This window comes from Chlamydia crocodili, assembly GCF_018343815.1.
Classification (GTDB): domain Bacteria; phylum Chlamydiota; class Chlamydiia; order Chlamydiales; family Chlamydiaceae; genus Chlamydia; species Chlamydia crocodili.
Map to the genome: position 1 here is coordinate 1181552 of NZ_CP060791.1, position 15221 is coordinate 1196772.

Below are 15221 nucleotides of genomic sequence, written 5' to 3' on the forward strand. Positions count from 1 at the left end.
TTGATAATAAAAAATTATTTGTTTTTATTAGTGTTGTTATCTTTAGGTGTCTCTTGAGGTTTTTCCCAGGGTAATGGTGATACGGTTTGCGGGGGAGTTGAATCTCCTAAAGAGGAGAAGAGTTTATCCGCTAAGGTACTGAACGGGCTTGCGATTGTATAGCTCTTTAGTAGAGCAATACGTGCATAAGCTGAGGACCAATCCACTTCTGGAGAGGAGATAGATCCTCGAATTTTGATAAGGAAAAAGTTCTTTGTTTTTAGTGAGGTATTATGGAAATATTTTTTAATGACTTCAGGATCAATTCCCAATGTCATAGAAATCCTATCTTTAATAATATCGGTTTTTCCCCAGAGAGCTAGACGTATTCTATTATCAATTAGCGCATCGAATCGCTTACAGATAATAGTGCCTTTTTGTACTGAGAAGAATATAGGTGTAAACCATGACTCTACGAACTGCTTACTCTCTTCAATATCCAAAAATTTAAATAGGTCGTACATGGTTCCTGTATTTGCTATGGAAATTTTACCAAAGTCTAAACTTGCAGATTGGATTCGAAATTCTTCAAATGAGTAAGGAGAAATCGGAAGATAGAAATTCTCTTTGCTTACTTGTAGTAAAACTGGGTGCTGCGAATAAGCGTTTCCTGAAATTAACGGGTTAAATTCTTGGAAAAATGCTTTATTGATTTCTTCGTTAATATGTAGGGTAGCTACAAGATCGTCTTCTAGAAGAATGGCTTTTTCTTTTAAGATGAGGGGGATGTACGCTTGAAGATTCGCAGAATCTACTTTTACCGTTATAGGTCCTTCTCCTCTGAGAAAATGATGACTCATAGCCACATTAATTCTTTGTCCTGCTAACGAAGAAACTTTAATTTTTACATTAGGAGAAATGGGAAATATTCCTGTGATGAATGCGGAGGGAATATGTTTCCATTCTGCAGTTTGTTCAAATTCCCTTTGTGGTGGATTTAGCAAGTGTTCTACAGAACCTTGGATAAGAAATTCTGCAGAAGTTTTATTATCTTGATTTGGAACAAGACAACTTCCCTGAAGATCATATTGCACCTTAGTATCTAGATTACTCGAATATAAGGATCCTGATAAATTGCTAATAATGAAGGTTTCTTTAGATACATGATCATAGAAAATCAGAGGGTTTGTCGATAATGATCCTTCAAAACCTCCTTCTGTAAGTAAGGAAAGACAGGAAAGTCCAGATTTTTGCTGAGCGCAGGAGAGTTTATAAATATCTAATCTAGCTGTAGCTGTTCTATGCAATGTACATGATGGCGAGCACGAAGCTTTTTCGAAGAACCCTGCATAGCGTTCGGGAGTGATTTCCCATTGTAAAGTCCCTTGTGTTTTTGAAGATAACGTTAGGGAATCATCCATAATTAACTTTACATCACCTTTGAGAGCTTCTGTCTTAACAGAAGAGTGGAGAATAAGTCTGTCTTCCTCTTTTGGATTATAGAGAACGGAAAATGTCATATCTCCCGTAGGGCCAATATAGGTAGATAAATTGGCTTCTTTTTGTTGGATCCTAAGAATCCTATCGACAGGGAAATCAATGACTTCTCCAGCACTTTGAATTTTTATATTATTGACATCCACAGGCTTTTGAGGATCCACAACAGAAACCAAAACATCAGGAATAAGAATCCTAGAAGGAGGAAGCATAGGATCTTCAGGATCTTCAATCATAAGTTGTACATTTCCCTTAGTCAAAGATCTTGCACCATCCGTATGAAAAGAAAAGCTTGCTTTGGTAAGTTGTAGGGGCATTAATCTTGAAGAAATCATACTCAAAGGAAGGCTGCAAAGTTTTCCATGAACTAAAGTAGAACAAGTATCAGGACGTATGGGTTCGTTGGGTCTTCCAAATTTTCCATGAATGAAAACTTCATTTTCTCCAGCAGTAATTTTTCCTGAAAACTTGGGGAAATAGAGGTGTTTTTGGGCTACTTGTACTTTTCCTGAAAATGTAGCTTCAGCATAGGAAAATTGTTGAGAGAATTTCTTCTTTAAATTGTCTTCAAGATGGTAAGTAGCACTACCTTGGAATAACATAGCTTGTAAGGTTCCTGAAGACGTACAATTCATCTTTAACAGAGAGTTATCGAGATCTGCTTCAGCCTTCAATTGTGAATTTTTATATTCACCTCGAATCTCTAGAGAATAATAGGGAACTTCTAAGGGTAGATTAATCACAAAAGGTCGAGGAAATAGAGCGCGCAAATACGTATGAGGCAGCATCGATTGTTGTAGGAGAAATTCTGTACGTTGTTTTTTATTATCAATAGTCATAATCCCATTAATATAGGATTGTGCTGCGCCTCCAAATACAGCTACCGAAGATCCTCGGATATTTGTATAACGGGAGCTCTTTTTAATTCCTATATCGACATTTCTCATTTGCACAGAAAGATTTGGATCTTTCGGAGATAAAGAAACTAAAGGAAGATTCGCTTGTAGTGTAGTCTCTATTCTTCTCCATTGGGTGAAATCTAAAGGAATTTTAGCATTAGAGATATGAGCACGAATATTCTGACTAGAAATTTTCGTGGGAAAGGAAAGCAACTCTGAGCATAGTAGAGAAGCTATTTTTGGTTGCAGCTCTATAAATGAAGGACTGCCTTCCACAATATAGAACATGGACTGATGAATGTATCCTTGAAGTTTCGCTTGGATTTGACTTCCTTGAGCTGTTGCCGTCATAAGGATTTTCCCATTATTATGAGTAGCAGCGGCATGGAGATCAATAATATCCTCCTCGGAAAGAATACGGTCCGTGATAGGAGAGGCTATAAATAGTTTAAAAAAGGATGCGGGTACGGAGTTTAATTCTGCAGTGATATTGACTTTCGGCGAGAATATACTCTCTATGAATACCCTTCCGGTAATATTATCTTCGGTAACAACACCTTTAACGATTAACTTTTCGGGAGTCTTTTCAACATAAAATCCTGATAGTACCAATGTGGAGCCCTTAACTGTCTTCATACTTATAGATCCGTGTTCGGAAAGTATGGAGCTATGCGCTAAATAAGAAGCAAACACTCCGGGATCGAGATTTCCTACTGAAGGTTTGTCTATAGTTAAGGACTCATCAACTTGTAGTGACCATCCCGATAAGGCTATACCCTTAGGACGTTTATAAAGAAGTAATCTTAGTAAAGAGCCGTCGATTTCTATCTTCTCTGCAGAAAACAGTTCCCCAACTTTATCTTTTCCTATAACTTTTACTTTTTTAGCGTATTGAGGTCCTAACCAAGATAGTTTTAAATCTTCAACATCGCAGGATAGTCCTGTTTCCTTATGAATCAAAGATAGAAAGAGATATTTCCCTGATCCTTGAGAAAGTAGAGGTGGTAGGAAATAGATAAACGTTAGGAAAATTCCCAAGCCTACACTCATCCCTAGAGTTTTATACCAGGATCTTCGTTTCATTTTATCTTTCCAGCGATATCTGATAGAGTTAAGTTGTAAGTACTTTTCGTTGCTTGATCGAATATATTTCTCAGACTACTTTGTATTAAACTTAACGCTGTGTCTGGGTGGATTTGATTGAAAGTTTTCAGGTGAAGGAGTTGCTCTACTACATCTTTAATAGTGAGTCCTGAAATATTATGCGTCGGCTTATACGCTTTCTTATAAGAAAGAATTAAACCCTCATTTTCTAGAATATCCAAACATTGGGAGATCTCTCCAATAGGAATCTTAGAATGCTTTGCTATAGTCTTTGCTGTAGGGGGCGTTGAAGCCGTATCAAAATCTCTGGATATCACAGAAAGAATATAGGTACATACCACAAGTTTTATATAGCAATTTGGCAAGTACTTTTCTGTAGGAAGAATAAAATTACATCCCTGATTTTGAATAAGAAAAGTAAACGATCCTCCAAAAAGATAAATCATAGCATAAAGATAAAGAAGGAGTAAAAATGAAGGTAGGGCGACCAAAGCTCCATAAGTAAAACTGTAGTTAAATAAGTAGAATTGTAAGCAGAAGAAAACCTTCTGAAAAATAATCCATAGAGTTCCTGCTGTTAAGGCAGCGATTAATGCTGCTGTCTTTTGTACAGAGACCCTAGGTAAAAAGGCGTAGCAGCAAAATAACGCTAAATAAATGAATAGATAAGGAGTTAACCGTGAAAAAACATATAAAACAGTAATAGAGTGGCTTAAAGAAAAGAGTTTCGCATATTCTACAGGCATAATTTGGGTAATATAAATCCATGACCCACAAACAATAATAAAAATCATCGGGCTAACAAGCGTGATGATCAAATATGCGATCAATCTCTGTACAGATATCGGAGTCCAACCCGTTCTAAAAATCTTATTCAAACCATCTTCTAAAGACAAAAGCATAAGAATCCCTGCCCAACAAAAGACAAAGAAGCTTCCTACCAGCACTAAACCAATATTGCTGGTTGTAGAGCGGTATGCAGCCTCTACAATTGCTAGAATCGGTCCTTTATAATCAGGAAATTTAACAAGAAGCCATTCTTTCCAATCGAGATTTACAAAAAGATGCTGGGATAACCTTAAGAAAAATACGAGTATTGGAATGCAGCTAAACAAACCATAATAACTTAACACACAGGCTTCTTTAGAAACCTCATTTCTCACTAAAACTTGAGGAGCAAGTAAGAACGATCTGATTATTCTGTTATTTCGAAATCCCGATTTTGGATTCTTTTTTTTTTTAGAAAATATCGAGAGCTTTCGAAACATAGTTAAATCAAAAATGCATTTTTTACTTATTTTAATAAAAAATGATTATTTAATACTAAGTTTTATAAATTTTATTTTATTAATTCTTATGAGTTTTAATACATGAGATCATTAAGAATAATGGAAACTCTTCGCGACAAAGGTTTTCCGCTTTTGCGCGTGTTCCTATGGATTTTTTTGGGGATATCCATTCTTCCATATTCTCAATAACAAACCCGTATTTTGATAATGCTTGAGTCCAATAACTTAAAGGGAAGTGGAAAGAAATCGAAGATTCCGACTGTTTTTGCCCAGGATGGGCAATGATTGGAACTGTGATTTTAGAAAGATAACGATCGATCTTTCTTGAAAGAAGCTTTTTATGTTCATCGTAATGCCACGAAGACACTCTAGGAATACGAAAACAAGGATGATTCAATACTATAAAAAAGCGACCCTCTTTGCAAAGAAGCTTTGAGGTATTTTTAATCGCCTGATCAGGAATTTCCATATTTTGTAGTGCTAAAATAGCTACAGCATGGGAAAAGGGCTGAGGAACTTCTAACGTCAGCTTTTTGGTAAGATCTTGGATTTTAAATTCATGAGTTCGTGATTTTCTTAATTTCCTTGCTATAGAGATCAAACTAGGAGAGATATCCAGACCTAAATATCCGCATTCCTTAGGGATTGCTCTTTCTAAAATTCCCTGACCGCAACCAATATCCACCACAGAATCTTTAAATTGCAGATCAAGCAAAGGAAGCAGCTTAGGGAGAATGACTTCTTTATGATAATAATGACCTTCTCCCTGAACGATCTTATGATAATCTTCAGCTATGGGCTCCCAAGAGGTAGACCTTCTTTCTGTTTTCCTAGAAGAATGATGCTTTTTATTTGATGAGTAACGAGACATTAGAAGAGGAATTTATAGAGAGATAAAAAAAAAGGCAAGAGAAACTCCCTATGCCTTTTATTAAAAAATTTTACTAAAGATTAGAAGTTATTGATTCTCATATATAGGAAATCCTTGATCATCATAACCCGTTACTTTACCACCACTTGTTGCCCGCTCATTTGTTCCAACTTGGCCATCTTGTTGACTTCCACTGTCAGTTTGGTCTCCACCTTGTTGTTGAGAGCCACTATCTTGTGGAGATGCCGCTGTAGTAGTCGTAGCAGTAGAAGTCTCTACATGTTCGCTATCGTGACTCACAGAGCTAATAATACGACTTTCAACTGCTTGTAAGTTAGTTGTGGAAGCACGCAAATCAGTAATTGAAGCTGTTAGTGCTGAACAAGCAGCTTCCAATTCCTGTTTACGTTGCTCTAAGAACTGTATTTGTTCTTCCCTAAGTTTTGCATCAGCTTTTAGCTGTTCTAAAATAACTTTGTTATCTTCTATAAGATTTTTCAATCCATCTAAACTAGTTCTCAATGCAGTTACTGAGGTAATCATTTGTTGAACAGCTTCTTTAGAGAAGGTGTCTTGTAAAGCTTGAGCTAATTTCTCAAATGGAGAGAGCATAGTTTCAACTCTACTACCTACAGATTTGAAATCATCCAAACTAGTTTTGAACTCTGAAATAAGATCTCTGAAATCACCGGTATGTGTTTCAAGTCTATCACCGAAATTAGATAATCTAGTGTGTAGCTGTCTAAGTTGATCAATCTGCTCTGTGAGTTCAGCATTAGCGGCTTGTAAAGTATCCACTTCGGTACGTAGGCGTATGTTCTCTTGGCTAAATTGCTGAATTTGCTGTTTCATGCGACGAGCCACTTGTGCTGGTGTGCTATCTTGAATTGCCATAATGACAATCACAAAGGATACGAGCATAATCGCAATCATAAGAATGAGAGAAGGCGTCGAGACTACGATACCAAACTGCAAGCAAATTAAAGCTGCAATACCAACAGCAAATAGTGCAACGGCAGAAATAATTTTAATAAAGTGGAAGATTTTTTGAAGTACTGAAACTCTTCCTTCAGGGATAATTAATTTCCTAGCAGCTGCTACAGCAGCCGATGATTGACTGATCCCCTCTGTTGAGATAGGTACAATTGTAGTTTCACCACTGTCGTGATCATGATCTCCAAAAGTAGGTGAGGAAGCTCTCGATGTTACAGGACTTGTGCTTTCTACTGGTGCTGCCATGTCTTTATTTCCATTTTTAATAATTTAAATTCGGAAAGACTAATTATATGAATGTATAAAATCAAGCTCTTTACTAAAAGTTATGCCCTTGATATTCATAGACAAAGAGAAAATACAAACACTAAGTTACTAACGAAAAATTAGATTTTTTTAGATATTTTTTGATAAAAATACTCTCCAGAAGATTTGAGAGATTATTTCAGATAAAAGAAATGATCCCATATTTTTCATCTAAATCTAACAAGATCTCTAGGAATTTTAATCAAAAGATGTAAGAATCTATGTCTCCGAAGTTTTTCTTGTGGTTATCCTATTTTAAAGGATATGGTGAGATAAATAATTTGCTAATTACACCTTAAGAGGCTTCTTTAATTTTTGATGTGTTTGCAATAGGCAGTAGGTGAATAAAAAACAACGTCAGAAGACATTAATTGCTCCTTCAATTATGGGAGGAGACCTTGCATGCATAGGTGCAGAGGCAAAAAGAATAGAAGAGTCCGGAGCCGATCTCATTCATATTGATGTTATGGACGGGCATTTCGTTCCCAATCTGACTTTCGGTCCAGGAGTCATCGCAGCAATCAATAGATCTACGGATATCTTTCTAGAAGTTCACGCTATGATCTATACGCCTTTCGATTTCATAGAAGCCTTTGTAAAATCTGGAGCCGATCGTATTATCGTACATTTTGAAGCCTCCGAAGATCTTAAAGAATTATTAGCTTATATTAAGAAATGCGGAATACAAGCAGGATTGGCTTTTTCTCCAGAAACTTCTATAGAATTCATTCCTCCATTTCTACCTTTTTGTGATGTTGTATTGTTAATGTCCGTACATCCTGGATTTTGTGGTCAGGGCTTTATTCCCGATATCCCCGATAAAATTCGTTTTACAAGACAAGCAATTAAGACAATGGGTCTAGAAGATTCCTGTTTGATTGAAGTTGATGGGGGAATAAACGAGACTTCTGCAAAAGAATGTCGCGAAGCAGGTGCGGATATTTTAGTGGCGGCATCCTATATGTTTCAAAAGGATACGCTGACTATGGAAGAAAAAGTTTTGCTACTTCGAGGAGAAAATCATGGTATTAAGTAGCCAACTCTCAGTAGGAATGTTTATTTCTACAAAAGATGGTCTTTATAAAGTCGTAGCGGTTTCTAAGGTAACAGGGAATAAAGGGGAGTCTTTTATCAAGGCTTCGTTAAAAGCTGCTGATTCAGAAGTCATTGTTGAAAGAAATTTTAAAATTGGCCAAGAAATAAAAGAAGCCCAGTTTGAATCTAGAAATCTTGAATATCTTTATATTGAGGATGAAAACTTTCTTTTCTTAGATTTGGGAAATTATGAAAAAATTTATATTTCTAAAGAGATCATGAAGGATAACTTCTTATTCTTGAAAGCAGGTGTGACTGTTTCCGCCATGGTTTATGACGATATTGTTTTTTCGATAGAGTTACCACACTTTTTAGAGTTGATGGTATCTAAAACAGATTTTCCCGGGGACTCGCTTTTAATTACCGGCGGCACAAAAAAAGCTTTATTAGAAACAGGTGTCGAAATTACAGTACCTCCTTTTGTGGAAATTGGAGATATTATAAAAATTGATACGCGTACGTGTGAATATATTCAACGCGTCTAACTTCAGTCTGAGAAGATAAGAGAATACAGGTATGGATTTAAAGCAAATAGAAAAGCTCATGATTGCTATGGGACGAAATAGCATGAAGCGTTTTGTGATAAAACGCGAAGGGCTAGAGCTTGAACTGGAAAGAGACACGGGAGACAAACCTAATCAAGAGCCTGTATTTTACGATAGTAGGTTGTTTGCGGGTTTCTCTCAAGAACGTCCTATTCCCACTGATCCTAATAAAATGGTTGCAAAGGATGTTGCTTCAGAAAAAACAGAAGCAGAATCACAACAGGCCCCGGGAGATTTTATTAGTTCTCCTCTCGTAGGAACATTTTATAGCTCTCCTTCTCCTGATTCTCCATCTTTCGTTAAACCCGGAGATATCGTTTCAGAAGATACGATTGTTTGTATCGTAGAAGCCATGAAAGTTATGAATGAAGTTAAGGCCGGGATGTCTGGTCGTGTTGTAGAAGTCTTAATCACCAATGGTGATGCAGTACAATTTGGATCTAAGTTATTTCGTATAGTTAAAGCTGAATAATGAAAAAAGTCTTAATAGCTAATCGTGGAGAAATTGCAGTGCGTATTATACGTGCTTGTCATGATCTTGGATTAGCCACAGTTGCAGTATATTCCTTAGCAGATCAAGAAGCTTTACACGTGCTATTAGCAGACGAAGCTGTTTGTATAGGGGAGCCTCAAGCTAATAAATCCTATTTAAAAATATCGAATATTCTAGCGGCGTGCGAAATTACAGGAGCGGATGCTGTCCATCCTGGTTATGGTTTTTTAAGTGAGAATCCGAATTTTGCTTCTATATGTGAAAGCTGTGGGTTGACCTTTATTGGCCCCAGTTCAGAATCTATAGCAACAATGGGAGATAAAATAGCGGCAAAACAGCTCGCTAAAAAAATTAAATGTCCTGTGATTCCTGGTTCCGAAGGTATTATTAAAGACGAAGCTGAAGGATTAAAAATTGCTGAAAAAATTGGCTTTCCTATAGTGATTAAAGCCGTTGCCGGCGGCGGTGGTCGCGGTATCCGTATTGTCAGAGAAAAAGATGAATTTTTTAGAGCTTTTTCAGCAGCACGAGCGGAAGCAGAAGCAGGATTTAATAATCCCGATGTTTACATTGAAAAGTTCATTGAAAACCCAAGACATCTAGAAGTGCAGATTCTTGGAGATAAACACGGTAATTATATCCATCTTGGAGAAAGAGACTGCACAGTACAAAGACGTCGCCAAAAGCTTATTGAGGAAACTCCTAGTCCTATACTTACTCCTGAATTGCGTGCAAAAGTAGGGAAGGTTGCTGTAGACTTGGCTAGAAGTGCAAACTATCATTCTGTGGGTACCGTAGAATTTCTATTAGATAAAGATAAAAAATTCTACTTCATGGAAATGAATACACGTATTCAGGTAGAGCATACAATCACAGAAGAAGTTACAGGAATTGATCTTCTTAAAGAACAGATTTATGTAGCAATGGGCAATAAGCTCACTTGGAAACAAAAAAATATTGTTTTCACAGGACATGTTATTCAGTGTCGTATTAATGCTGAGGACCCAAGCAACAACTTCTCCCCCTCTCCAGGTCGTTTAGATTACTATCTTCCTCCTGCTGGGCCTTCGATACGTGTTGATGGTGCTTGTTATAGCGGTTACGCTATCCCTCCCTATTACGATTCTATGATTGCTAAGGTGATTTCTAAGGGTAAGAACCGAGAAGAAGCTATAGCCATTATGAAACGTGCTCTAAAAGAGTTTCATATTGGAGGAGTACACTCTACAATACCTTTCCACCAATTTATGTTGGACAATCCGAAATTTATTAATTCAGACTACGATATCAACTACGTTGATCTTCTTCTCTCTCAGGGTAATTCCTTATTTTAAAGTTCTTTACAATTTTCATATCTAGAGATTCGTTCTCTAGATGTGTTTTTTCTTTCTAATTAAAAATCTTAACAAAACTAAATTATATTAAAAATAATTCTAACAATTAGTGTTTTATGTTAGAATACTTTAAGTTTTTTTTAAAATTTTTAATATTTATGAGAATACCAGAAAGTTTTTGCTTAAGTTCTTTTAATAAAGAACCTAGTTACTTTGAAAGAGTTTTATCTGGGGTAGACAATTATTTCTATTTCGGTGGAAGACAGATAGAGATCGTTGCTAGAAATGAAAGGACTCAGGAGCTTATCTGCCTTTCCAATCCAGGACGACACGTACCTCTCGCTGAAAAGATTGTGAAGATACTCTCATATCTCATATTCCCGATCGTATTGATCGCTCTCCTTGTGCGCTTTTTACTGCATAAAATATTACATAAAGCTCATAGGGTCGTCTTAATCGATAGACAGGATCCTTGTACACCGTGTGCATTTTACTTAAAAGACGCCATAGCTATCCGTGATAAGTTCTTGGACCTACGTTTTACACAACCTAATAATGACGCTCTTAGAACCGCTCTACGCTTGCAAGGATTAAGGGTGGTGCATTTTTATCAAGATGAAACTAGTAATCAGCTCTTGCTTACAATGACATCACGGCGCTTCCCGGATATAGCATTTACATTTGTAGTTCCCACTGAATCCATCACATTGCCACAACCTGCCGATATGCAATGGTCTATAATGGAACATCTCTGGAATTGTACAAAAGCAATAAACGTTGCTAAACAACAGAATTTAGATAATTTAATGATCAGCAAACCGATAGGCATTAGCTTACAAGATGGTGTGCTTATTCATTATGTTCATAGCTCTCTGCTAACAGAAAAACCCTTAGACAAAAAGGAGATTTCAACAAGTATTGAAGAGCATAATAACCTACAAAACGGTTTAAACGATCTTGTGACTTTTACTGTACTCACAGGATATCCAGGAAAGGTATTTGCAAAATCACAAAGAAAATTCGTCCGTGTGGACAGTGCTGAAAATCTCCACATGGCCATGGTAATTGATCCAGGACACACGTTTACAGCACATCCAGATGAGAATACAAAAATAGAAAGTCGTGTTTCTGCATTAATGCCTATACTCAAGAGTGTTCCTCCAGAGTATCTCAAAGGCATGTTAAATCAGATTCCAAATTCCATAAAATCCAAGATTCAAAATTTGAATTCTTTACTATCTAAAGAATTCTTAAACAATACTTTAGATATTCAAGCACCTCTATTTCTATCCGATCCTACACAAAGACAAATATCCGATTCAGAAAAGAAACAGTTAGTGAAGAACTTCTTAAAGTTCATCTCGCAAAGAACCGTTGGTCAAAATGATAACGGACGCAACATGGTTGTCTTCTATAAGCATGGACAAAGTTATCCTGGAGGGGGAGAGGGGATACTGATTGATCAGCTCAACAACTACGGATCTATGTTCTTTAAACCCGAAGATGCTCGGGAAAAATGTCTAGGAGAGAGCATCGTGGATCAATTAGTGAGTATAGGTATCTTCTCTGAGTATGAGAATACTGAAACTATGGTCTGCGCCTACTTTGACTAAATGGTTTGAATTAAGGAGTAAAAATTATCGTCTGCAATATGATGCGAGCCGTTTAGTCTTGCTAGATTCAAGAATAAACTGTCTTCAAGCGATCGAGAGTATTAAACCATTGGATAATCCGATGAATAAAAAATTAATAAAACACCTTAAAAAATACTCATAACCCTACCTTTGAGTAGAGTATGGAGATAACCCCAAGAACATCATGTTAAATTCTGTAACATTTTCACTAAACTATTCTCCTAACCGAGCAGAGAAGTTTTCTGCTCTTCTAGATTCTTATTTTTATCTAGGAGGAAAGCAAACTAAAGTTATAGATAAATCAACAGAATTAGGACTTAGATTTGCTGTAAAACATCAAGGACGGGCAGTATCCACTACTGAAAAAGTCTTGAAAATACTTTCTTGGATCTTTGTCCCCATTGTTATTTTGGCTTGGCTATTACAGCAAGCTTTGCATTTATACCTACACATTGCATATCCATGCGTATATCTTGATAGACCTTTATCTGAGTCTCTTCAAAACGACATTGTCACTACCTGCCAAAAAATATCAAAATCTCTAAATTTTAAAACCATTTTAACGACAGAAGATGAAGCTTATCAGGAACTATGTGCTGAAGGTATTACCATAGTGAAACCTAAAGAGGAATTTGCAAGTGCTCTTCCCGAAAGGTTTTACTTAGATTCTCGCAAATCTCATACGTTTTATATTTTAGGAAATCAAGATCACTGTAATGCCCACTATTTAGATCTTTATAACCTAATTCATGCAGGAAGAAATCTTATTTCTGAATTCGAATTAACGGGTAAGCGTGATGCAAAATCTATAGAAAAATGCTTAAAAGACAATTGGGGGATTACAGCAAAAATTTCTAGATTTCCCAAACAGAAACATGGGATTCATGATGGATTAAAAGCTGAATTTCTCTTTGATAACTATCCTGATTATATTTGCACCTTGGATGATAATTCAATTAGTATTCGTGAAATAACAAATTCATCTCAAGTTGAGTCAAAAGAAATTACTATTGCAAGGTTCGTAAAAAATGTTCTTGAATCACGCCATATAGAGAAAAAAGGAAGCACGGCTTACATATCTTGGCCCAAATATATCGGTTGTGATATTAGCTCCGGAATTGTTGTTTTAGATGACGAAGAAGAGCACAAACAATTAATCGTTACTAATCCTCGGGGAGAGACCGCGGCCAACTTAAAACTCTTTTCATCTCAATCTTTCATAGAATGCTATCAAAGCATGAAAAGTAGACATATGGTTCCTTATGTCTTGGGTGAACAAGCTGCTTTCAAACATTATCAAAATAGACATCAACTTATCATGAATGAATCTGGAAGTCGTTTACCCATGGATTCTTATGAAAATAGAAAAAATATAATGTCTGCATTTTTACGACAGGTTCCAAGCGCTTTCTTAGTAGAGGTACTAAATACAGCAACTTCTGAAGAAGTTGCTGCAGCACTAGACTCTTTAGATCACACAAAAATTGCACGTTCTTTAAATCTAAGTGCGGTTACAATTCCCAGAGCCTATATTCTTCAAAAAAGACCACAACTAAGAGCTCTTTCTGATAAGCAGATCAAACTACAATTAGCGATCGAATTCATCAAAGAAATTTTATCCCCGACAGATCCCAACACTGTAGAGATATTTATTCCCTATAGGGAACAAAATACCACTAGTTCTGTATCTCCAACAACTTTCTGGGGCAATCTCTCTGATCCAATAAGAATCGGTTTAACAAACTCGATCCTCATACACCTAGAAAAAATGCACATCATTGAAGGATTCACAGAGGTAAGCAGAGGTGTGTACGTCCGCCTGAACTCTGTACAAATAGACTCTTAGTTTCTATAAGTTTGCATCTGAAGAGCAGCAAACTTACCTCAGTACTATTTCATAGATAAAAGTACGCGCTCAGTTTAGGAGCGAGAGCGCGACTAACATAACTTCTATTCTGCTATATAAAAAGTTAATTTTAAGTTGGTGTAGTTCCTTGGTGTCTAAAATCAGGATCAAGGTCAGCTTTAGAGTGTTTAATTAAACGGCACTCTCTTTGATCTGCAACCTGCTCATCACCAAGATACCAACGCGCCTGCTCACAGAAACTGTTGTATATCGATCTCCATTCGCTCTCTACAGTTCCTTCTTCGTAGAACCTTGATACCCTGGCTGTAATATCCTCTTGGGAAATATTCTCTCTATTGCAATATAGATATAGATGTCTTACCAAAGAGTAAGCAGTGGACATCATATAAAATGTCTTATAATAAGCTGAATTTTGTCTTGCCAAAGCTTCCAAATTTGAATCAACATTATATCTTTCTCTATAAGTTTCTAAATCTCTTAGAGAATATATACCAATCGCAAAAGATAATTGTAGAAACTCCGTAACAGCGCTCGTGAATCTCTGATTACCCCAGGATTCATTATCAATAAATTGAAGATGATCCGAATTATCTACACGCAGTACATTCAAAATTTCTTCATGCTTCTTTGTCCTTAGATTAACCAAATAAGAAATATCATTATTCATAGGAGCGCGCATACCTACCCATTCAATAGGTTCAATCGTATCTCTTTCTCTATCGAGTTGATTTCTAGCATAATCAAGAGCCGCTTCTCCTTGAGCACTCAAAGCCGGCTGAATCGTTTCAGATCTAGGCAGCGGTAAGATGGACTTTTTTTTAATTAATTTCCCTAAAACAACCCCCAAAATAAGCAAAGAGAGACAAACTGAACCAAAAATTAACAATCCCAAACTAGCACTTCCAGCGATTGCTGAAGCTCCTATGACAATAAAAATAATAGAAAGAACTGTTAGACCCACCAAAATACTGGTTTTTATAGTCTTAGAACAAGAAACTCGTTGTGTTGATTCTGTAGTTTGTGTTAAACTTAGGCAGTTGCAAATTTTGCTCAAACTTGACATGTATTTTACCGATTAAAAAATTGACCACGGCATGCTACATCATCTTCTAAGTTAAAATCAAATCGAAATTTCATCCCAAAGTACCGAATAAGTCTTGTTTAACTCTTGTAGTATAGAAACCTGCTTCAGAGATAATTACAAAGTATAAAATATATGAAGCACGTAGTTATCAGACGGTATATTGTTTAGAAATTAGTTATATTTAAAATAATATAGGAAGAAAAACTCTAGTCTATAAACTAGGAAAAATCA

At 36.4% G+C, this 15221-nt stretch carries 11 protein-coding genes; 6 read left to right on the plus strand and 5 right to left on the minus strand.

All coding sequences use genetic code 11. The features are described 5' to 3' along the window. Positions 1-14: 14 nt before the first annotated feature. From H9Q19_RS05235 to H9Q19_RS05250, 4 genes are all read right to left on the minus strand, one after another. Positions 15-3458: a hypothetical protein gene (locus H9Q19_RS05235; RefSeq protein WP_213240985.1), complete on the minus strand. Its 3444-nt coding sequence runs from the start codon at positions 3456-3458 to the stop codon at positions 15-17. Then, on the minus strand, positions 3455-4747 hold the full coding sequence (locus H9Q19_RS05240; protein WP_213240987.1) for a YhjD/YihY/BrkB family envelope integrity protein: 1293 nt from the start codon (positions 4745-4747) through the stop codon (positions 3455-3457). The genes H9Q19_RS05235 and H9Q19_RS05240 overlap by 4 nt, the downstream gene beginning before the upstream one ends. 79 nt (positions 4748-4826) lie before the next feature. Beyond that, positions 4827-5639, minus strand: coding sequence for a class I SAM-dependent methyltransferase (locus H9Q19_RS05245; protein WP_213240989.1), 813 nt, complete (start codon positions 5637-5639; stop codon positions 4827-4829). Between the two features lie 87 nt (positions 5640-5726). Next, positions 5727-6878, minus strand: a complete 1152-nt coding sequence (locus H9Q19_RS05250) for a hypothetical protein (protein ID WP_213240991.1) — start codon at positions 6876-6878, stop codon at positions 5727-5729. A 400-nt stretch (positions 6879-7278) separates the two neighbouring features. On the opposite strand from H9Q19_RS05250, the gene rpe reads away from it, so the two are divergent. The 6 genes from rpe (at position 7279) to H9Q19_RS05280 (ending at position 13885) form a co-directional block, all read left to right on the plus strand. Further along, complete coding sequence (rpe, locus tag H9Q19_RS05255) at positions 7279-7974, plus strand: ribulose-phosphate 3-epimerase (protein WP_213240992.1); 696 nt, start codon at positions 7279-7281, stop codon at positions 7972-7974. Beyond that, a complete protein-coding gene (locus tag H9Q19_RS05260) occupies positions 7961-8518 on the plus strand; it encodes an elongation factor P (protein ID WP_213240994.1) in 558 nt (185 codons plus the stop codon). Before rpe ends, H9Q19_RS05260 begins: the two co-directional genes overlap by 14 nt. Positions 8519-8549: 31 nt before the next feature. Continuing rightward, positions 8550-9050 (plus strand): acetyl-CoA carboxylase biotin carboxyl carrier protein, encoded by a 501-nt coding sequence (accB, locus tag H9Q19_RS05265; protein WP_213240996.1) that lies wholly within the window; start codon positions 8550-8552, stop codon positions 9048-9050. Continuing rightward, on the plus strand, positions 9050-10405 hold the full coding sequence (gene accC / locus H9Q19_RS05270) for an acetyl-CoA carboxylase biotin carboxylase subunit (protein ID WP_213240998.1): 1356 nt from the start codon (positions 9050-9052) through the stop codon (positions 10403-10405). Before accB ends, accC begins: the two co-directional genes overlap by 1 nt. Positions 10406-10563: 158 nt before the next feature. Continuing rightward, entirely contained in the window at positions 10564-12018 is a 1455-nt protein-coding gene (locus H9Q19_RS05275) for a DUF648 domain-containing protein (protein ID WP_213241000.1), read from the plus strand. A gap of 205 nt (positions 12019-12223) precedes the next feature. Further along, on the plus strand, positions 12224-13885 hold the full coding sequence (locus H9Q19_RS05280) for a DUF648 domain-containing protein (RefSeq protein WP_213241003.1): 1662 nt from the start codon (positions 12224-12226) through the stop codon (positions 13883-13885). Positions 13886-14015: 130 nt separating this feature from the next. Here H9Q19_RS05280 and H9Q19_RS05285 read toward each other — a convergent pair whose 3' ends face one another. Next, positions 14016-14969, minus strand: coding sequence for a hypothetical protein (locus tag H9Q19_RS05285; protein WP_249324518.1), 954 nt, complete (start codon positions 14967-14969; stop codon positions 14016-14018). Positions 14970-15221 lie beyond the last annotated feature (252 nt).

Excerpts from the sequence above, each read along its gene's own strand:
- H9Q19_RS05235 (WP_213240985.1), bottom strand. The coding sequence starts at position 3,458 with ATGAAACGAAGATCCTGGTATAAAACTCTAGGGATGAGTGTAGGCTTG.
- H9Q19_RS05240 (WP_213240987.1), bottom strand. The coding sequence starts at position 4,747 with ATGTTTCGAAAGCTCTCGATATTTTCTAAAAAAAAAAAGAATCCAAAA.
- H9Q19_RS05245 (WP_213240989.1), bottom strand. The coding sequence starts at position 5,639 with ATGTCTCGTTACTCATCAAATAAAAAGCATCATTCTTCTAGGAAAACA.
- H9Q19_RS05250 (WP_213240991.1), bottom strand. The coding sequence starts at position 6,878 with ATGGCAGCACCAGTAGAAAGCACAAGTCCTGTAACATCGAGAGCTTCC.
- H9Q19_RS05260 (WP_213240994.1), top strand. The coding sequence starts at position 7,961 with ATGGTATTAAGTAGCCAACTCTCAGTAGGAATGTTTATTTCTACAAAA.
- accB (WP_213240996.1), top strand. The coding sequence starts at position 8,550 with ATGGATTTAAAGCAAATAGAAAAGCTCATGATTGCTATGGGACGAAAT.
- accC (WP_213240998.1), top strand. The coding sequence starts at position 9,050 with ATGAAAAAAGTCTTAATAGCTAATCGTGGAGAAATTGCAGTGCGTATT.
- H9Q19_RS05275 (WP_213241000.1), top strand. The coding sequence starts at position 10,564 with ATGAGAATACCAGAAAGTTTTTGCTTAAGTTCTTTTAATAAAGAACCT.
- H9Q19_RS05280 (WP_213241003.1), top strand. The coding sequence starts at position 12,224 with ATGTTAAATTCTGTAACATTTTCACTAAACTATTCTCCTAACCGAGCA.
- H9Q19_RS05285 (WP_249324518.1), bottom strand. The coding sequence starts at position 14,969 with ATGTCAAGTTTGAGCAAAATTTGCAACTGCCTAAGTTTAACACAAACT.